We start from the raw sequence: 20,309 nt of genomic DNA on the forward strand, positions 1-20,309 counted from the left end.
AGACGGCTTATTTTTTTATTATCTGTTTACCTAATTAAACTCTTTCTTTTGTAATAATTTCTACAATTTCAGGATTTAATAAAGTCGAAGTATCTCCAAAATTAGAGAAATCGCCCTCAGCTATTTTACGTAAAATTCTACGCATAATTTTTCCAGATCGTGTTTTTGGCAAACCAGAAACGAATTGAATTTTATCTAATTTCGCAATTGGTCCAATGTGATCAGAAATATATTGATTAATCTCTTTACTCAAGTTTGATCTATCTCTAACTTCTCCCGTTTCTTTAAGAATAACGAAACCATATAAAGCATTTCCTTTAATATCATGAGGGAATCCAACAATTGCAGATTCTGCTACCGCAGGATGTTCATTGATCGCATCTTCGATTGGAGCAGTTCCTAAATTATGCCCAGAAACAATTACAACATCATCTACTCTACCTGTAATTCTATAATACCCAACTTCGTCTCTTAAAGCTCCGTCTCCTGTAAAATATTTTCCAGGGAAAGCAGAGAAATAAGTGTCTTTGTAACGTTGGTGATCTCCCCAAATAGTTCTAGCAATTCCCGGCCAAGGAAACTTAATACATAAACTTCCAACTACCTGATTTCCTTCAATTTCATTACGTTTTTCATCCATTAAAACTGGTTGAATTCCTGGTAATGGTAAAGTTGCATATGTTGGTTTTGTTGGCGTTACAAATGCAATTGGCGAAATCATAATTCCACCAGTTTCTGTCTGCCACCAAGTATCAACCACCGGACATCTTTTATCTCCAACGTGGTCATTAAACCAGTGCCAAGCTTCTTCGTTAATTGGTTCTCCAACAGATCCGATAACTTTAAGTGATTTTAGAGGATATTTTTGAATATAATCTAAACTTTCTTTTGCTAACGAACGTATTGCTGTTGGCGCTGTATAAAACTGTGTGATTTTATGTTTCTCGATAATATCCCAAAAACGGCTGAAATCTGGATAAGATGGAACTCCTTCAAAAATTACAGTAGTTCCTCCATTTAACAATGGTCCGTATAATATATAAGAGTGACCAGTAATCCAACCTATATCTGCAGTACACCAGAAAATATCATTTTCCTCATAGCTGAAAACATTTTTGAATGTATATGCTGTGTAAACCATATATCCAGCTGTGGTATGAACCATTCCTTTTGGCTTCCCAGTTGATCCCGAAGTATATAAAATAAACAACGGATCTTCTGCATCCATAATTTCGGCTACACTATTGTCTAAAGCAGCATCTAATAAAGGCTGTAACCATTCGTCACGACCTTCTTTCATTGCAACTTCAGTTTTAGTTCTTTTTACAACCAAAACTTTAGAAACTGATGGACAGCTGTCTAACGCCTCATCAACAATACCTTTTAAATCAATAGTTTTGTTTCCTCTGTAACCTCCATCAGATGTAATAACCATTTTACATTCACAGTCATTGATTCTTGCAGAAACTGCTGAAGCAGAAAATCCTGCAAAAATTACAGAGTGAATAGCACCAATTCTTGCACAAGCCAAAACTGAAACTGCCAATTCTGGAATCATTGGCAGGTAGATGCAAACTCTATCTCCTTTACGAACTCCTTGCTCACGCAAAACATTCGCCATTTTTGAAACTCTTTCGTATAATTCATTATACGTTATATGTAAAGCACTTTCAGACGGATCATTCGGTTCAAAAATAATTGCCGTTTTTTCTCCTCTTTTACTTAAGTGTCTATCAATACAATTTTTAGTAATATTAACTTTCGCCTCTGTAAACCATTTTACTTCAGCATCAGCCATATTAAAATCAACTACTTTTTCCCATTGTTGGTACCAAGTAAAATTTTCTTCTGCAATTTTCCCCCAAAATTTTCTTGGCTCCCTTATTGACTTATTGTAATGTTTAAAATATTGTTCTAAATTTTCAATTTTATAATAACTCATATGTTTGTGGAATTTTTTTATAAAAGTATTAAATCTCAGTCTATTCTTAAAATTATTTAATTTATAAATTTTATCAAAAAAAAACACATATTAAAAAAAATACTTGTTTTTTTTGAAGTTATTCTAAAAAAATACATTTTTGAAATAAAATGTAAATTGAAAAAAGGTATGACAAACTAAACTATCATACCTTTTTACATTAACAAATTTCAATAACAATTAATTCTGTAATTCTGCATTACAATGCTTTTTCTATTTTGAAAATAGCAGCATCCTTATTAATTAAAAAAGAAATTTCAACAAGTACACTTTCCTAAAAAAACATACCCTTTTTAAGGGATCTGCTTCACTTAACTTTCTTAAATCATTAAAGTTAAGTGAATGCATCATGCATCTATATCTATTTTTTTTAATAAGTGCTTACTAATTCAAAATATTAATTTAAAACATTGATACAGTGCAAACTCCACAACATTCGTATGTATGGAAATTCCCAAATTTATTATCCAATTTTTTTCATTGCAGTCATAGACTCTCTTAACCACGCTCCTACTTCTTCGATAGGATGCTGACGGATTTCTTTATTTACAGCGATTAAAACTGCATTATCTACTCCGTTTGTAGTCGAAAATGATTTACCAATTATATTAGTATCAACAGTTTTCATAAATTCTGTCAATAACGGTTTACATGCATGATCAAATAAATAACAGCCATATTCTGCAGTATCAGAAATTACGCGGTTCATTTCGAATAATTTCTTTCTTGCAATAGTATTTGCAATTAATGGCAATTCATGAAGAGACTCATAATAAGCAGATTCTTCGATAATTCCAGCTTCAGTCATAGTTTCAAAAGCCAATTCAACACCAGCTTTTACCATTGCAATCATTAAAACTCCGTTATCAAAATATTCCTGCTCTGAAATTGGAGCATCTTGCGGTGCTGTTTTTTCGAAATTAGTTTCTCCTGTTGCGGCTCTCCATTTCAACAAATTAACATCGTCATTTGCCCAGTCGATCATCATAGTTCTTGAGAATTCTCCAGAAATAATATCGTCTTGGTGTTTTTGAAATAACGGACGCATAATATCTTTCAATTCTTCTGCTAATTCGTAAGCTTCAATTTTTGCAGGGTTTGACAAACGATCCATCATATTTGTAATACCTCCGTGTTTCAACGCCTCAGTGATAGTTTCCCATCCGTACTGAATTAATTTTGAAGCATAAGCTTTATCGATTCCTTTTTCAACCATTTTATCAAAACATAAAATAGATCCAGTTTGCAATAATCCGCAAAGAATTGTTTGCTCACCCATTAAATCAGATTTTACTTCAGCTACAAATGATGATTTTAAAACTCCCGCTTTGTGTCCTCCAGTTGCTACAGCGTAAGCTTTTGCCTGATCTAAACCAAATCCGTTTGGATCATTCTCTGGGTGAACCGCAATAAGTGTTGGTACACCAAAACCTCTTTTATACTCCTCACGTACCTCTGAACCTGGGCATTTAGGAGCACACATAATTACAGTAATATCTTTACGAATTTGCATTCCTTCTTCAACAATATTAAAACCGTGAGAATATGCCAAAGTCGATCCTTGTTTCATTAATGGCATAATAGCAGTTACTACAGCAGTGTGTTGTTTATCTGGTGTAAGATTACAAACTAAATCAGCAGTTGGAATTAATTCTTCATAAGTACCTACTTTAAAACCGTTTTCAGTTGCATTTTTGTATGAAGCTCTCTTTTCAGCGATTGCATCTGCACGCAATGCGTAAGAAATGTCTAAACCAGAATCTCTCATGTTTAAACCTTGATTCAAACCTTGTGCACCACAACCTACAATAACAACTTTTTTCCCAGCTAATGCTGAAATTCCGTCTGCAAATTCTGATTGCTCCATAAATTCACAAACTCCTAATTGTTCTAATTGTAATCTAAGCGGTAATGTATTGAAATAATTTGCCATTTTGTTTTAAAATATTTAATGAAATGAAATTTAATAATTGATTAATCTATAAATGATTGTGATCGCAAAATCACAGTTTAATTGTTGCTATTTAAAAGTTTCTAATAAAGATGAAATTTCCATTTTTTCTTTAGAAACCGAAATCCTTCCAGAACGTACAAACTGCATAATTCCGTAAGGTTTGAATTTCGCATATAATTCCTCTATTTCAGAACGTCTTCCAGATTTAGAAATCACAAAGAAATCTCTAGAAACTGTTACAATCGTAGATTGACTGTCTTTGATGATATTCTGAATTTGCTTTTCATCAAACAACAAACTTGATTGTATTTTAAATAAAGCATTCTCTAAATAAATAGTCTCTTCATCTGTATGATAGAAAGCTTTTATAACTTCAATTTGTTTTTCGATTTGTCCAACAATATTCTGAACCCATTTTTCAGTTGTGTTTACCACAATGATAAATCTAGAAACATTTTCTATTTCTGATTCTGAAACGTTTAAGCTTAATATATTAATGTGTCGCTTTAAGAATATTCCCGATATCCTATTCAACAATCCTACGTTATTCTCTGAATATACCGATATGGTAAATGTTTTATCTTCCATTGTTTTTTCTAGTTTATTTTGTTTCAAGTTTCAAGTTTCACGTCCTCAGCAGAACTTGAAACTTGAAACCTGAAACCTGAAACTTTTTTTCTTAACTTAATCTAATTTCTGAAACACAAGCTCCTGTTGGAATCATTGGGAATACATTATTCTCTTTTTCCACCATAACTTCTAAGAAATAAGAATCTTTTGAAGCCATCATTTCTGCCACAGCTTCATCCAAATCTTCTCTTTGTGTTACTTTTTTAGATTTAATATGATAACCTTCAGCAATAGCAACAAAATTTGGATTAATCATTTTTGTTGAAGCATATCTATTGTCAAAAAACAATTCTTGCCATTGACGCACCATTCCTAAAAATTCATTATTTAAAACCACAATTTTTACAGGTACCTGCGTCTGGAAAATAGTCCCTAATTCCTGAATCGTCATTTGGAATCCGCCATCACCAATAATAGCAACAACCTCACGTTCAGGTTTTCCCATTTTAGCACCAATAGCTGCCGGAAGAGCAAATCCCATTGTTCCTAATCCGCCCGATGTAATATTACTTTTTGATGAATTAAATTTTGCATAACGACATGCAAACATTTGATGTTGACCAACATCTGAAACTATAATAGCATCACCTTTTGAGTGCTTATTGATCATTTCAAGAGTTTCACCCATCGAAATTCCTTTACCATTTGTTGGGTTTAACTCTTCGTTTATAACCGTTTCAACCTCAATTTTATGTAATTCTTTAAATTCGTTGTGCCATAAATCATGTGATTTAGCATCAATTAAAGGAAGTAATGCTGTTAAAGATTCTTTTACATCTCCTAAAACAGCAATTTCTGTTTTTACATTTTTATCAATCTCAGCAGGGTCAATTTCAAAGTGAATTACTTTTGCCTGCTTAGCATATGTTTTTAAATCTCCAGTAACACGATCATCAAAACGCATTCCGAATGCAATTAAAACATCACATTCATTTGTCAATAAATTTGGCGCATAATTTCCGTGCATTCCAAGCATTCCAACATTTAGCGGATGATCTGTCGGCAAAGCCGAAAGTCCTAAAATAGTCCAAGCAGCCGGAATTCCAGATTTTTCCAACAATGCTTTAAATTCAGCTTCAGCTTTACCCAAAATAATTCCTTGTCCAAAAACGATAAAAGGTTTTTTTGCGCTATTAATCAAAGCCGCTGCTTCAGCTACTTTATCTAATTTTAATTTTGGAACTGGAACATAACTTCTAATTCCTTTGCACTTTTCATAGCTATAATCAAAAAGATCAAATTGAGCATTTTTAGTTATATCTATCAAAACTGGTCCTGGACGACCCGAACGAGCAATATAAAAGGCTTTTGCAATTATTTCTGGAATTTGAGAAGCTTCAGTTATCTGAAAATTCCACTTTGTAACTGGAGTTGAAATTCCAATAATATCAGTTTCCTGAAAAGCATCAGAACCCAATAAATGTCTTCCAACTTGTCCTGTAATACAAACCATTGGTGTTGAATCGATTTGCGCATCTGCAATTCCAGTTACTAAATTTGTAGCACCCGGTCCTGAAGTAGCAATTGCAACACCTACTTTTCCAGTAGCTCTAGCATAACCCTGAGCGGCATGCGTTGCACCTTGTTCATGACGAACTAATACGTGATGCAACTGATCTTGAAATTTATATAATTCGTCGTAAACTGGCATAATTGCTCCACCTGGATAACCATAAACCAAGTCTACTCCTTCTTCTAACAAACATCTTATAACGGCTTCTGCCCCTGATATTTTCATAGTATATTGTTTTTCAAGAATCAACTTCAACTTTTCAATGATTTAGCTGATTCTTGATATTATTGTTTTAAAATTAATTATCGGTTACACATCCTGTTGATGCACTCGAAACCGACTTAGCGTATTTAAGTAAAACCCCTCTGTCAACTTTTAAAGCTGGCTGAACCCATGCCGCTTTTCTTGCTGCAAATTCTTCGTCAGATATCTTCAGGTCGATTGTATTTTTCACCGCATCGATGGCAATTATATCTCCATCTTTTACTAGTGCAATACCTCCTCCATCATATGCTTCTGGTGTAACGTGTCCTACCACGAAACCGTGCGAACCTCCGGAGAATCTACCATCTGTGATTAGTGCACAAGTGCTTCCTAATCCGGCTCCAATAATCGCAGATGTAGGTTTTAGCATTTCAGGCATTCCCGGACCACCTTTTGGTCCACAACCTCTGATGACGACTACATTTCCTGGTTTAATTTTTCCGGCCTGAAGACCTGGAATCACTTCAAATTCACCTTCAAATACAACAGCTGGCCCTTCAAAATATTCTCCTTCTTTCCCGCTGATTTTTGCTACAGCTCCTTCAGAAGCAAGATTTCCGTATAAAACCTGAATATTTCCTGTTGGTTTTAATGCTTTTTGTATTTCGTGTATTACTTCTTGTCCATCTTGTAAATCTGGTGTAGAAGCTAAGTTCTCAGCAACTGTTTTTCCTGTTACAGTTAAACAATCTCCGTGAATCAATCCAACTTTCAATAGATATTTCATTACTCCTGGTATACCTCCAACTTCATGAATATCTTCCATCATATATTTTCCACTTGGTTTCATATCAGCAAGAACTGGTGTTCTGTCATTAATTGCTTGAAAATCATCCAAAGTAATTGTTATTCCAACAGAGTGTGCCATTGCAATTAAGTGCATTACAGCATTTGTAGAACCTCCTAAAACTGCTACGATTGTAATAGCATTTTCAAAAGCCTTACGAGTCATAATGTCTCTTGGCTTAATATCTTTTTCTAATAAAATTTTAATAGCTTCTCCTGCTGCAAGACATTCGTCTCTTTTTTCCTGACTTAAAGCAGGATTTGAAGAGCTGTATGGCAAACTCATTCCTAATGCTTCAATTGCCGAAGACATTGTATTTGCAGTATACATTCCACCGCAAGCACCAGCTCCCGGACAAGCATTTTGAATAACACCTTTAAAATCCTCAGGCGTAATTTCGCCTTTTACTTTTTTTCCTAAAGCTTCAAAAGCAGAAACAATATTTAAAGATTCACCTTTCCATTTTCCAGAGTGAATTGAACCTCCATAAATCATCATTGACGGACGATTTAATCTTCCCATTGCAATTAAAGCTCCGGGCATATTTTTATCACAGCCAGGAATTGCAATAATACTATCGTACCATTGTGCTCCTGCAACTGTTTCTATAGAATCTGCAATTACATCACGAGATACTAATGAATAACGCATTCCTTCAGTACCGTTAGAAATTCCATCACTTACACCAATGGTATTAAAAATAAGTCCGACCAGATTCGCATCCCAAACACCTTTTTTAACATCTTTTGCTAAATCGTTCAAGTGCATATTACAAGTGTTACCATCGTAACCCATGCTCACAATTCCGACTTGTGCTTTCTTCAAATCTTCTTCAGTTAAACCAATACCGTACAACATTGCTTGAGCCGCAGGTTGTGTTTGATCTTGAGTGATGGTCTTGCTGTACTTATTTAATTCCATTATGTATTATTTTATTTTAATTTTTATTCAAAAAAAAACCTTCCAGTATTTGGAAGGTTTATAATATAGTCTTTCAATTATATTTATAACATTCCCTTTGCAGATGTGATCACCACATTGACAACAATGACAGAAGTTATAATAATTGAGTTTTGCATTCTTTTCTATTTTTAGTGTGACAAAAGTATAAAAACTTTAAGAACTAAAAAAAATAAAATCTCAACATTTAAACCACTTCTTGTTATTTATTCTACATTTTTAACAAAAACCACTAAACAATTGTCGATTGTCCGATACTTACATTGTCATTATTGAAATAAAGCAAGTCGTCTTTGCTAAAAATAAAATTGGAAACAAACTCCCCTACTTCATTTGTACCGAATTTTGAATCTGGTTTTAAATCAACTGTCACTACTTTAAATTCTATTGCTTTTTCTACCGCTTTATAAACTACATGAGCTTCTTTAGTTAATCCAAAATGCTCTAACAAAAGTGCTGCCGCTAAAATCGAAGCAATTGGATTGGCAATATTTTTTCCTTTTGCTTGCGGATACGATCCGTGAATTGGTTCGAACAAAGCATTTTTTTCTCCTAAAGATACCGATGGTAATAAACCAATAGATCCTGTTATCACACTGGCTTCATCAGATAAAATATCTCCAAACAAGTTCTCTGTCAAAATCACATCAAACTGTTTTGGATTCAAAATCAGCTGCATTGCCGCATTATCAACAAATAAGAAATCCAATGCTACATCTGGATAATTTTCGCTCACTTTCTGAACAACTTTTCTCCATAATCTTGAAGTTTCTAAAACGTTAGCTTTATCTACCAATGTTAGCTTTTTACGTCTTTTTTGTGCCGATTTAAAAGCTAAATGCGTAATTCTAGTAATTTCTTCTTCTGAATATTCACATAAATCTGAAGCATGTGTTCCTTCTTCATTTAATGTTTTAGCTCCAAAATAAGCCCCTCCAGTTAATTCTCTAAAAATGGTAAAATCGGCTCCTTCAATAATTTCTCTTTTTAAAGGAGAAGCTTCAATTAAGGCTTTATAAGGTTTAATTGGACGAATATTTGCAAACAATCCTAATTCTTTTCGCAGTTTTAATAATCCTTGCTCTGGTCGTACTTTTGCTTTTGGATTGTTATCATATTTTGGATCACCAATAGCACCTAGCAAAACTGCATCTGTATTTAAACAAAGATTCAGCGTTTGTTCCGGGAGCGGATTTCCTGTTTTGTCAATTGCTACAGCACCCATAAGTGCCTCTTCAAAAACAAATTCATGATTGTACACCTCGCCAATTGCATATAATGCTTTTTTGGCCTGTAAAATTACTTCCGGTCCAATTCCGTCTCCTGGTAAAACTGCTATTTTCAAATTCATAATGCCTCGTTCTTTATGATTTAAATCTTATTTATCTTTCTTCTTTGTTCTATTCTCTATTTTCTTTTCAACTAACTTCTAATTAAATCACCTTCAATTTTAGAAGCTTCAATAATCTGGTGAATGTCTGCATCTAAAACTTCTTTTTTAATATCAGCAAACTTCAAAAATTCAATGTAAACAATATCTAATTGTACTTTTGTAAGCTCGTAACCTACTTTTTTAGCACGATAAGCCAAAGCAGCTCTTCCGCTTCTAGCTGTTAAAATAATAGACGATTCGTTTACACCAACATCAAGCGGATCCATGATTTCATAAGTCGCTCTGTTTTTAATAACTCCATCTTGATGAATTCCAGAACTATGTGCAAAAGCATTTGCTCCTACAATTGCTTTATTTGGCTGTACAATCATTCCCATACTTTCAGAAACTAAACGACTCATTTCGTTCAATTCTCTTGTATTGATATTGGTATCTAGATTTAAGTAAGGATGTTGCTTGAAAATCATTACCACTTCTTCAAGTGCGGTATTTCCGGCTCTTTCTCCGATACCATTAATAGTACATTCTATTTGTCTTGCTCCATTGATTGCTCCTGCTATTGAGTTTGCAGTTGCCATTCCTAAATCATTATGACAGTGACATGAAAGGATTACGTTTTCAATTCCTTTTACGTTTTCTTTTAAATATTTAATTTTTGCTCCATATTCTTCAGGCAAACAATATCCTGTTGTATCAGGAATATTTAAAACCGTTGCTCCAGATTTAATTACTTCTTCGCAAACTTTTGCTAAAAATGCATTATCAGTTCTACCAGCATCTTCTGCATAGAATTCAACATCTTCTACATATGTTTTTGCATGAGCTACAGCATACTTTGCTCTTGCGATAATATCTTCTGGTGTGGTATTTAATTTGTGGAGTATATGAGATTCAGATGTTCCGATTCCTGTGTGGATTCTAGGTCTTTTAGCATGCTTTAAAGCAGCTGCAGCAACATCAATGTCGTTTTTTACGGCTCTTGTAAGTCCGCAGACGGTTGCATTTTCAACAATTTTACAAATCTCAGAGACCGATAAAAAATCGCCCGGACTTGACACAGGAAAACCTGCCTCGATGATATCAACTCCCATTTTGTCTAATCGTTCTGCGATAACTAATTTTTGCTTAGTATCTAACTTACATCCTGGAACTTGTTCACCATCTCGCAAAGTGGTGTCAAAAATTTGAACTTTCTCTCTATTCATATTCATTTATTTAATGTAATTTCACATCTTGATAACAAATATATATTGTACTTCTCCAGTACGAAATTCATTTTAATGAAATTATACTGTATATAACACAATTTATAACGAGTTAAATCACTAATAATCAATAAGTTATTATATTATTTTTTACAATGGCTAACCATCAAAAAGATTTCTTATTTGTTCTTATAAAATCACTTTCTAAATCTGAAAAAAGGCAGTTCAAAATTTTTGCGAGTCGATTAGAAACAAGTTCGAATACTAAATTCATTGAATTATTCAATATTTTGGATAAATCTGAAACCTACGATGAAAAACTTATTTTGAAGAGCGGAAGCATCAAAAAGGTACAGCTGTCTAACTTAAAATCATACTTATACAAACAAATTCTGGTAAGCATTCGTTTGAATATTCCCAGTCAAAACATTCGTTATCAACTTCGTGAACAAATAGATTTTGCCGTTATACTTTATAATAAAGGTTTGTACAAACAAAGTTTAAAGATTCTGGACAAGACCAAACAGCAGGCCCTAGAGAATGACGAAAAATATATGGCGTATGAGATTGTTGAATTCGAAAAACTTATTGAGTCACAATATATCACACGAAGTATTCAGGGTCGCGCAGACGAATTGGTTGTACAGGCTAAAGAATTAAACTATCGTAATACAATTTCAAGCAAATTATCAAATCTTTCTCTTCAGTTATACGGAATCATGCTTAAAACGGGCTACGTAAAAAGCGACGAAGAATACAAGTATATTGATGATTACTTTAATAAACATATTGCCAAATTAGATGAAAGTAAATTTGGTTTTCGAGAAAAGTACTGGTTCTACAACGCCAATCTTTGGCGAAGTTTTCTAGTTCAGGACTTCTTAGCTAGTTATAAGTTTGCTTATAAATGGGTTAAACTTTTCTACGATAATCCAAATATGATTTACCTGAATCCTGTATTTTTCTTAAAAGGAAATCATTATTTTCTAGAATCGCTTTATATGTTAAAATATACTTCGAATTTTAAAAAATATCTTTTGTTGTTAGAAGAAACCATTGAAGATCCTAAGTTTCCTGTAAACGACAATATTGCATCGCTGTCATTTTTATACGTATATAACAACAAACTAAATTTACATATTCTAGAAGGTACTTTTGCCGAAAGCGAGTATTTAATTCCTGAAATTTTAGAAAAAATTAAACTGCACAGTGAGCATCTTGATGAACATCACGAAATGTTATTCTTCTACAAAATTGCTTCTATCTACTTTGGAAATGAAAAATACAATGAGTGTATCAATTACTTAGATAAAATCATAAACAACAAAAATCTATCGATGCGCGAAGATTTAATGTGTTTTGCCAGACTATTATCCTTAATTGCACATTATGAGCTGGGAAAAGATTATTACTTAGAAAATCATCTTAAAAACACTTATAAATTCCTAATCAAAATGAATGACTTACATGAAGTTCAAAAGGAAATTATTAAGTTCTTAAGAAACCTGAATAATTTCTATCCAGCGGACATAAAGAAAGAATTCAAAAAAATGCATGCACGTTTTGTTGAACTTGAAAAAAACACTTACGAAAAAAGAGCCTTTTTGTATCTAGATATTATTTCATGGCTTGAAAGCAAAATCGAAAATCGCAAGATTGCTGATATTATAAAAGAAAAGGCGAAATTAAATAGTCGTTAAAAACAAAAGGCTTCCAAACACTGGAAGCCTTTTTATTGTTTAAATCATCTATCTGCAATAGCAGCATGTAGAAGTTCCTGTAAGGCAAACATCTCCTTTACCTGGTGTATTCGATAAAACTCCGCCAGCTTCTCCGCACAATCTGTCACATAAACCAATTGTTGGATTTACATATGGAAGTACGCCCCCAATAATAAATTTCTGTGCATTTTTAGTCAAAATTTCAATGTTTTTTAGTTTTTTTTAAATTTTTCATAATTGCATGATTTGTTTGTTTTTCTTACTCTTTTAGCTTTTCAGATTACGCTTTAAACTTGATTGAATTAACTGATTTAAATTCAATCGACTGTCGTCTAAGTTAAAAATAAAAGGTAATATTCGTACAAAAATTTAAAAATAATATTATAACAGATTCAATTTAAAAAAGTTACCAATCAAAACAGAGGATTCACTTTGATTCCAAAAGAAAATCAAAAGCGTTATTTAAACAAGAAACCCGATAAGTTATAATAACCTATCGGGTTCAGAAAACTTCGTACTGAAGTTTCTATTTTGAATTTTATTCTATGATATTAGAACTTGTTACATAAAAATCTTTATCTACTTCAATAGTTCTATTTTCATTTGTTGTTTTTTCTGATTTCCATTCTGTAGTAGGCTTCAACCAAGTTTCAACACCATTTAATTTCACTCTTACCGGCATATCAAAATTAGCTACACAATTAGTCCAATGGTATCCGAAAGTTCCATTTTTAAACATATATTCAAACACTGGAATCTGAGTTGTCGTTAGATATTGTGCAAAAACTCTGTTGAAATTAATTCCTGACTTTTCATTAATATAATCCTGAATTTGCTTACCAGTAACGGTTTGATGATAAAACGTTTTATTCATGCCTCTTAAAATCGATTTCCATTTTGCATCGTCATTAATAACCTGACGAATCATATGCAGCATATTTGCACCTTTTGGATACATATCACCTGAACCTTCATTGTTTACATCATAATGCCCAATAATAGGTTTGTCGTTTTGAATGTTTCTTCTACATCCAATTACATACTCTGCAGCAGCATCTTTCCCATAATAATATTCAATAAATAAACTTTCAGAATAGTTTGTAAAACTCTCATGCACCCACATATCGGCAATATCTTTATAAGTAATATTATTGGCAAACCACTCATGCCCTGATTCATGAATAATAATAAAATCAAACTTTAAGCCCCATCCTGTGCCGCTTAAATCTTTTCCTCTATACCCCATTTTATAATCATTCCCATAAGTTATACTACTTTGGTGCTCCATTCCTAAATAAGGAACTTCGACCAATTTGTAGCTGTCTTCATAAAACGGATATGGACCAAACCAGTTTTCAAAAGCCTTCAACATTCGCGGCGCATCTTTAAAATGCTCTTTTGCAAGAGCTAGATTATCTCTTAAAACATAATAACTGCAATCTAAATCTCCTTTTTCGCCTTTAAATTTCTCAGAGAAATTAACGTAATCTGCAACATTTATATTTACTCCATAATTATTTATCGGATTTGAAACATACCAGTTAAAAGTTTTAGTTCCATCTTTCTGTTTCTTAACGCTTTGAAGTCTTCCGTTTGAAACGCCAGTCAAATCTCCTGGAACATTCATACTGATCAGCATATTCTCAACTTCATCGTACATATGATCTTTATTTGGCCACCAAACACTTGCGCCCAATCCTTGACAAGATGAAGCGATAAAGTCTTTGCCATTTTTATCTTTTTTCCAGCTGATTCCGCCATCCCAAGGAGCATTAACTGCTTCTCTAGGTTTGCCGCCAAATGAAATCACAATTTCTTTGACCTCACCAACCTTTTGTTTTTCTATTAAATCAATAAAAAAAGCATTTCCATCGCGTTTAAATTTCAAATCTTTTCCGCCCTGAGTAACTTTATAAATCTGCATTGGTTCCTGCAAATCAATCTGCATTTTATTATACTCTGATAATACGGTGTAACGAACAGTATTTGAACCTGTAATTGTTTTTTCCTTTGGATTTATTTTCACATCCAAATGATAGTATTTTAAATCCCACCAAGCTCTCTCTTTTGTAATACTTCCGCGTAAAGTATCCTGATGTGTAAAAACCGTTTCAGACTTCTTCAAAAGTCCTTGCGCATTGGCAGTAAAACCAATTAAAAAGGCGATAAAAACGCCGCTAAAGATTTTTTTCATTATTTATAATTTTATGACGAATTAGGCAGTTAAACCATCTTAATCTTCAACAAATGTAAACATTCAAATCAATTTTTTTTCGATTTTATAATTTCTATTAACCCGATTTAGTGTTAAAATTCATTATTCTTATTTACTTTAGCTATTTCGTTTTATCGATTATGGCAGCAATACTGAATAGCTTTCATCAGCCAGAGGAATTTGCTTTTTTTGAGTTTGTGGAATGAGACTTAGTTAATCTTTAATTAAGTATAATTGTTAGTTTGTCATTTCGACCGAAGGGAGAAATCACACAAGAAACTCTGCAAAGCATATCTAATCTTTGTCTACATTCTAGTGTGATTTCTCCCTTCGGTCGAAATGACAAAAATCAAATCTTACTTCTGACGTTTCTTCAAAACTTCAATAACATCATTCAGTTGAAAACCTTTAGCCTGCAATAAAATCAGATAATGAAAAAGTAAATCAGCACTTTCGCTAAGAAATAAATCATCATTATCGTCTTTTGCTTCTATTACCACTTCTACTGCCTCTTCTCCGACTTTTTGAGCGATTTTATTGATTCCTTTTGCAAATAAAGAAGCTACATAACTCTGTTCAGAATCAGCATTTTCTCTGCGGGTTTTGATTGTGTTTTCTAACTGAGAAATAAATCCATAATTAGCATTGTTTGGTTCTTGCCAACAAGTATCCGCCCCTGTGTGACAAGTTGGCCCAACTGGTTTAGCCTGAATTAAAAGTGTATCGCCGTCGCAATCATTTTTTATACTTACTAAGTTCAAAAAATTACCGCTCTCCTCGCCTTTTGTCCAAAGTCTTTGTTTTGAACGGCTGAAAAAAGTCACTTTCTGAGTTTCTATTGTTTTTTGAAGCGATTCTTCGTTCATATAGCCCAGCATCAAAACATTTTTTGTTTCTGAATCCTGAATTATCGCTGGAATTAATCCGTGCGCGCTTTTGATATCGATTTCCATAATTGTAGTCTAAAATTGTAAAGTCGAAAGTCTTAAAGTTAAAACTAAAGTCTGACTTCTATATTGTTATTTTTTAATTCTTGTTTTAACGTTTTGATTTCGATCTCTTTGAAGTGAAAAACACTTGCAGCTAATGCCGCATCAGCTTTTCCAACTTTGAAAGAATCTACAAAATGCTGTATATTTCCTGCTCCGCCAGAAGCAATAATTGGAATATTTACTAATTCTGAAAGTTTAGCCAAAGCTTCGTTTGCAAAACCATTTTTCGTTCCATCATTATCCATTGACGTGAATAATATTTCTCCTGCGCCGCGTTCTGCAACTTCAACAGCCCAATCGAATAGATTTAATTCTGTTGGCACTTTTCCGCCAACTAAATGTACAATCCATTGTCCGTCAATTTGTTTAGCATCTATAGCCACTACAACGCATTGGCTTCCAAATTTCTGAGCCAAATCATTAATGAGCTGTGGATTTTTTACTGCCGACGAATTGATCGAAACTTTGTCAGCTCCATTATTTAAAAGGATTTCTACATCTTCAACAGACGAAATTCCACCGCCGACAGTAAACGGAATATTGATTTTTTCCGCTACACTTCGCACCATATTTACCAGCGTTTTACGTCGTTCTTCGGTTGCCGAAATATCTAGAAAAACCAATTCATCTGCACCCTCTGCCGAATAAATTTCAGCCAATTCCACCGGATCTCCGGCATCACGCAAGTCAACGAAATTAACCCCTTTTACAGTTCTTCCGTTTTTTATATCTAAACAAGGTATGATTCTTTTTGCTAACATATCTTTAATGTGTCAATTTGAGAATTAGGTAATTAGATAATTTTCAGAACAACGCAAAGAATTATCTAATTGATTAATTATCTCATTTTCTAATTATGAAATTCTCCAGTTGTTTCAAAGTAATTCTTCCCTCATAAATTGCCTTTCCAATAATAGTTCCCTCGCAGCCTAACTCGGCTAATTTAGGCAACTCATCAAAAGTTGAAATTCCACCAGAAGCGATTAGTTTTACGCCATTTGCTTCCGCTAAAATTTTACTGTACAAATCAAAACTTGGGCCTTGAAGCATTCCGTCTTTGGCAATATCGGTGCAAATAACGTATTGAATTCCTTTCGTTTGGTAATCTTGTATAAACGGAATCAAATCTTCATCAGAATCTTCTAACCATCCAGAAACTGCAATTTTTTCATCTTTTGCATCAGCGCCTAAAATAATTTTATCTGAACCGTATTCCGAAATCCATTTTTCGAAAATTACTCTGTTTTTTACCGCAATACTTCCGCCGGTAATTTGATTTGCACCACTTTCGAAAGCAATTCTCAAATCATCATCTGATTTTAATCCGCCTCCAAAATCAATTTTCAGGCTCGTTTGCGATGCAATTTGTTCCAATATCTTATAATTGACAATTTTACTTGATTTTGCACCGTCAAGATCTACTAAATGCAAATATTCGATTCCGTGCGCTTCAAATGATTTTGCTACTTCAAGCGGGTTTTCATTGTAAATTATTTTGGTATCATAATCACCTTTGGACAAACGAACGCATTTTCCTTCAATGATATCTATAGCTGGTATTATTCTCATTTTATTTTAGTCTTAAAGTTTGAAAGTCGAAAGTCATAAAGTCTTCTCTGATTTTCAAAATTGATATTTTGATTGATTTTTGAAATTGGAATTTTACATTCTTAAAAAATTTCCCAAAATCTTTTCCCCAACATCACCGCTTTTTTCCGGGTGAAACTGTGTTCCGTAAAAATTATTTTTTTGTAAAGCCGATGCATATTCAACATCATAATTTGTCGTAGCAATAGATTCTGCACAATTTGGCGCATAAAAACTGTGCACCAAATACATAAATTCATTTTCAGAAATTCCTTTAAACAAATCGGTTTTTAAATCATAAATCTGATTCCACCCCATTTGCGGCACTTTTACATTGTTGGAAAATTTTACGACATCAACGTCAAAAATTCCTAAACCTTCAGAATTTCCTTCTTCAGTTTTATTGCACATTAACTGCATTCCCAGACAAATTCCTAAAACCGGCTGTTTCAATTGCGGAATCAAACTATCCAAACCGCTTTCGCGGAGTTTAACCATCGCCGAACTTGCCTCGCCCACACCGGGAAAAATCACTTTATCTGCTGACGAAATTTCATTTTGATTATCACTTAAAACAGCTTTAAAACCTAATCTTTCAATAGCAAACATGATGCTTTGAATATTTCCTGCTCCGTAATTTATAATTACTATTTTCATTTAATTTAGTCTTAAAGTCTAAAGTCTAAAGTCTTAAAGTCAATTAAATATCCTCAATTTTGGAATCTTTTGACTTTATGACTTTCCACTTTTGACTCAATTAAAGCATTCCTTTAGTCGAAGGCAAAATCATTTTTTCGGTGTCTCTTTTTACAGCTACTTTTATAGCTTTTGCGAAAGCTTTAAAAATGGCTTCAATTTTATGATGCTCGTTAATTCCTTCAGCTTTAATATTTAAGTTGGCTTTTGCTCCATCTGTAAATGATTTAAAGAAGTGATAGAACATTTCAGTTGGCATTTTGCCTACCATTTCACGTTTAAATTCAGTTTCCCAAATCAGCCAGTTTCTTCCTCCAAAATCAATTGCAGCTTGTGCTAAACAATCATCCATAGGTAAGCAGAATCCGTAGCGCTCAATTCCTAATTTATTTCCTAATGCTTTTGCAAAAACTTCTCCAAGTGCAATTGCAGTATCTTCGATTGTGTGGTGTTCATCGACTTCAAGATCACCTTTTACCAGAATTTCCAAATCCATTTGACCGTGACGCGAGATTTGATCTAACATATGATCAAAAAATGCGATTCCCGTGTCTATTTTACTTTTTCCAGTTCCATCAAGATTTAAATTGATATAAATATCAGTTTCATTGGTTTTACGAGTAATAGTTGCTGAGCGCGCTTCTAGTTTCAAAAACTCATAGATTTTCTTCCAATCCATCGTTTGCAAAACAATTGTTTCGTTTAGTTCTTCACGTTTTGATGAAATCTCATTGCTTCCCGCTCCATCAGAATCATTCATAAAAATGGCTTTTGCTCCAAGGTTTTTCGCCAATTCAACATCGGTTAAACGATCACCCAAAACAAAAGAATTTCCTAAATCATATTCAGGATTGTTTAAATATTTAGTCAGCATTCCCGTTCTAGGTTTGCGAGTTGGCGCATTTTCTTCTGGAAAAGATCTATCAACAAAAATTTCATCAAACAAAACACCTTCATTTTCAAAAGCTCTCAAAATAAAATTCTGCGTTGGCCAAAATGTATCTTCTGGAAAACTATCCGTTCCTAATCCGTCCTGATTGGTTACCATTGCCAATTCATAATCTAATTCACTAGCAATTTTAGCCAAATATTGAAAGGCTTTAGGATAAAACTCTAGTTTATCCAAGCTGTCTAATTGTAAATTTTCTGGTTCTAAAACAATCGTTCCATCACGATCGATAAAAAGTACTTTTTTCATAATTTATTTTTCTGCCACAGATTGCACGGATTAAAAATGATTTTTTTGTTTGCCACGAATTTTCACTAATTCAATTCGTGTTAATTTGTGTAATTTGTGACGAAAAATCACGTACAGAAAAAAATCATTCTAATCCTTATAATCTGTGGCTATATTTTTTAGCTTAATAATTTCAATTCTTTAATTAAAACAGCATTTTCCTCTTCTGTTCCAATAGTAAAACGAAGACAATTTTCGCATAAAGGTTGTGTAGTTCTATTACGAATTACGATTCCCTTTTCGATTAATTGGTCGTATCTTTTATTAGCATTATCTACTTTTACTAAAACAAAATTTGCTTCTGTAGGATATACTTTTTCAACAAAATTAACATCAAGTAAAACCTTAAGTAATTCCTCTCTTTGCTTTATAATAGAGGCTATTTCTTGTTTTATCTTTTCAGTATCTTTTAAACGTTCTTTAGCTCTTTGCTGGGTTAATTCGTTTACGTTATAAGGCGGTTTAATTTTGTTTAAAACTGAAATCACAGCTTCTGAACCATAACAAATCCCTAAACGAATTCCTGCCAAACCGTAGGCTTTTGAAAGTGTTTGTGTAATAACTAAATTTGGATATTCGTCAATTTCTGCAAGCCAGCTTTCTTTATCCGAAAAGTCGATATAAGCTTCATCAATAACAACCAATCCATTAAAATTCTGCAGTAGTTTTACAACACTTTCATCTGAAAATGAATTTCCGGTTGGATTGTTTGGCGAACATAAAAAGATAATTTTTGTATTGTAGTCAACTGCTTCTAAAATCTTTTCAACTTGCGGCTGGAAATCAGTAGAAAGTAAAATCTCTCTATTTTCTACTGCATTGATATTTGCCAAAACACCATACATTCCGTATGTTGGCGGTAACGAAATAATATTGTCCTTTTTGGGTTCGCAGAAAGCTCTAAAAAGTAAATCTAAAACTTCGTCACTTCCGTTTCCTAACAAAATCTGACTTTGTTTTACGTTATTGTTTTTTGCTAAAATTGCTTTAACTGAATTTTGCTGCGGATCTGGATAACGATTTACACCATTTTGAAATGGATTTTCGTTAGCATCCAAAAAAATCATTTCGGCTGTATCAAAATCTTCAAACTCATCTCTTGCAGAAGAATACGGTTTTAAGGATTTTACGTTTTCACGTGTTATTATATTTATATCGAAAGTACTCATTGTTT

The 20,309-nt window shown here is 33.2% G+C and carries 16 protein-coding genes; 1 reads left to right on the forward strand and 15 read right to left on the reverse strand.

Translation table 11 applies throughout. The annotated features are described in order from the left end of the window. Positions 1-34: 34 nt before the first annotated feature. From acs to B0A75_RS19775, 7 genes are all read right to left on the reverse strand, one after another. A complete protein-coding gene (gene acs / locus B0A75_RS19745; protein WP_089055988.1) occupies positions 35-1,942 on the reverse strand; it encodes an acetate--CoA ligase in 1,908 nt (635 codons plus the stop codon). A 502-nt stretch (positions 1,943-2,444) separates the two neighbouring features. Then, entirely contained in the window at positions 2,445-3,914 is a 1,470-nt protein-coding gene (gene ilvC / locus B0A75_RS19750; protein ID WP_089055989.1) for a ketol-acid reductoisomerase, read from the reverse strand. Between the two features lie 87 nt (positions 3,915-4,001). Next, the gene (gene ilvN, locus B0A75_RS19755) at positions 4,002-4,523 is read right to left on the reverse strand and encodes an acetolactate synthase small subunit (RefSeq protein ID WP_089056006.1); all 522 of its coding nucleotides are present in this window, start codon (positions 4,521-4,523) and stop codon (positions 4,002-4,004) included. A gap of 91 nt (positions 4,524-4,614) precedes the next feature. Then, positions 4,615-6,303, reverse strand: coding sequence for a biosynthetic-type acetolactate synthase large subunit (ilvB, locus tag B0A75_RS19760; RefSeq protein WP_089055990.1), 1,689 nt, complete (start codon positions 6,301-6,303; stop codon positions 4,615-4,617). Between the two features lie 73 nt (positions 6,304-6,376). After that, a complete protein-coding gene (gene ilvD, locus B0A75_RS19765) occupies positions 6,377-8,050 on the reverse strand; it encodes a dihydroxy-acid dehydratase (RefSeq protein WP_089055991.1) in 1,674 nt (557 codons plus the stop codon). A 271-nt stretch (positions 8,051-8,321) separates the two neighbouring features. Continuing rightward, entirely contained in the window at positions 8,322-9,440 is a 1,119-nt protein-coding gene (gene leuB / locus B0A75_RS19770; protein ID WP_089055992.1) for a 3-isopropylmalate dehydrogenase, read from the reverse strand. A gap of 71 nt (positions 9,441-9,511) precedes the next feature. Continuing rightward, the gene (locus B0A75_RS19775; RefSeq protein WP_089055993.1) at positions 9,512-10,687 is read right to left on the reverse strand and encodes a 2-isopropylmalate synthase; all 1,176 of its coding nucleotides are present in this window, start codon (positions 10,685-10,687) and stop codon (positions 9,512-9,514) included. Between the two features lie 155 nt (positions 10,688-10,842). Between B0A75_RS19775 and B0A75_RS19780 the strand changes: the two genes are divergently transcribed. After that, the gene (locus B0A75_RS19780; RefSeq protein ID WP_089055994.1) at positions 10,843-12,387 is read left to right on the forward strand and encodes a hypothetical protein; all 1,545 of its coding nucleotides are present in this window, start codon (positions 10,843-10,845) and stop codon (positions 12,385-12,387) included. Positions 12,388-12,435: 48 nt separating this feature from the next. On the opposite strand, the gene B0A75_RS20570 is transcribed toward B0A75_RS19780, so the two are convergent. From B0A75_RS20570 to hisC, 8 genes are all read right to left on the reverse strand, one after another. Then, positions 12,436-12,606 carry a hypothetical protein gene (locus B0A75_RS20570; RefSeq protein ID WP_165765149.1) on the reverse strand — a complete coding sequence of 57 codons (171 nt, stop codon included), beginning with the start codon at positions 12,604-12,606 and terminating at the stop codon, positions 12,436-12,438. A 340-nt stretch (positions 12,607-12,946) separates the two neighbouring features. Further along, positions 12,947-14,602, reverse strand: coding sequence for a M1 family metallopeptidase (locus tag B0A75_RS19785; protein ID WP_089055995.1), 1,656 nt, complete (start codon positions 14,600-14,602; stop codon positions 12,947-12,949). A gap of 377 nt (positions 14,603-14,979) precedes the next feature. Next, complete coding sequence (gene hisIE / locus B0A75_RS19790) at positions 14,980-15,576, reverse strand: bifunctional phosphoribosyl-AMP cyclohydrolase/phosphoribosyl-ATP diphosphatase HisIE (protein WP_089055996.1); 597 nt, start codon at positions 15,574-15,576, stop codon at positions 14,980-14,982. A gap of 44 nt (positions 15,577-15,620) precedes the next feature. Continuing rightward, entirely contained in the window at positions 15,621-16,376 is a 756-nt protein-coding gene (gene hisF / locus B0A75_RS19795; RefSeq protein WP_089055997.1) for an imidazole glycerol phosphate synthase subunit HisF, read from the reverse strand. An 82-nt stretch (positions 16,377-16,458) separates the two neighbouring features. Continuing rightward, positions 16,459-17,184: a 1-(5-phosphoribosyl)-5-[(5-phosphoribosylamino)methylideneamino]imidazole-4-carboxamide isomerase gene (gene hisA, locus B0A75_RS19800; RefSeq protein WP_089055998.1), complete on the reverse strand. Its 726-nt coding sequence runs from the start codon at positions 17,182-17,184 to the stop codon at positions 16,459-16,461. A 93-nt stretch (positions 17,185-17,277) separates the two neighbouring features. Continuing rightward, positions 17,278-17,859, reverse strand: a complete 582-nt coding sequence (gene hisH / locus B0A75_RS19805) for an imidazole glycerol phosphate synthase subunit HisH (protein WP_089055999.1) — start codon at positions 17,857-17,859, stop codon at positions 17,278-17,280. Between the two features lie 100 nt (positions 17,860-17,959). Continuing rightward, the gene (hisB, locus tag B0A75_RS19810) at positions 17,960-19,096 is read right to left on the reverse strand and encodes a bifunctional histidinol-phosphatase/imidazoleglycerol-phosphate dehydratase HisB (protein ID WP_089056000.1); all 1,137 of its coding nucleotides are present in this window, start codon (positions 19,094-19,096) and stop codon (positions 17,960-17,962) included. Between the two features lie 158 nt (positions 19,097-19,254). After that, on the reverse strand, positions 19,255-20,304 hold the full coding sequence (hisC, locus tag B0A75_RS19815) for a histidinol-phosphate transaminase (RefSeq protein WP_089056001.1): 1,050 nt from the start codon (positions 20,302-20,304) through the stop codon (positions 19,255-19,257). Positions 20,305-20,309 lie beyond the last annotated feature (5 nt).

Origin of the sequence: Flavobacterium oncorhynchi (genome assembly GCF_002217355.1) — a bacterium.
GTDB lineage: Bacteria > Bacteroidota > Bacteroidia > Flavobacteriales > Flavobacteriaceae > Flavobacterium > Flavobacterium oncorhynchi.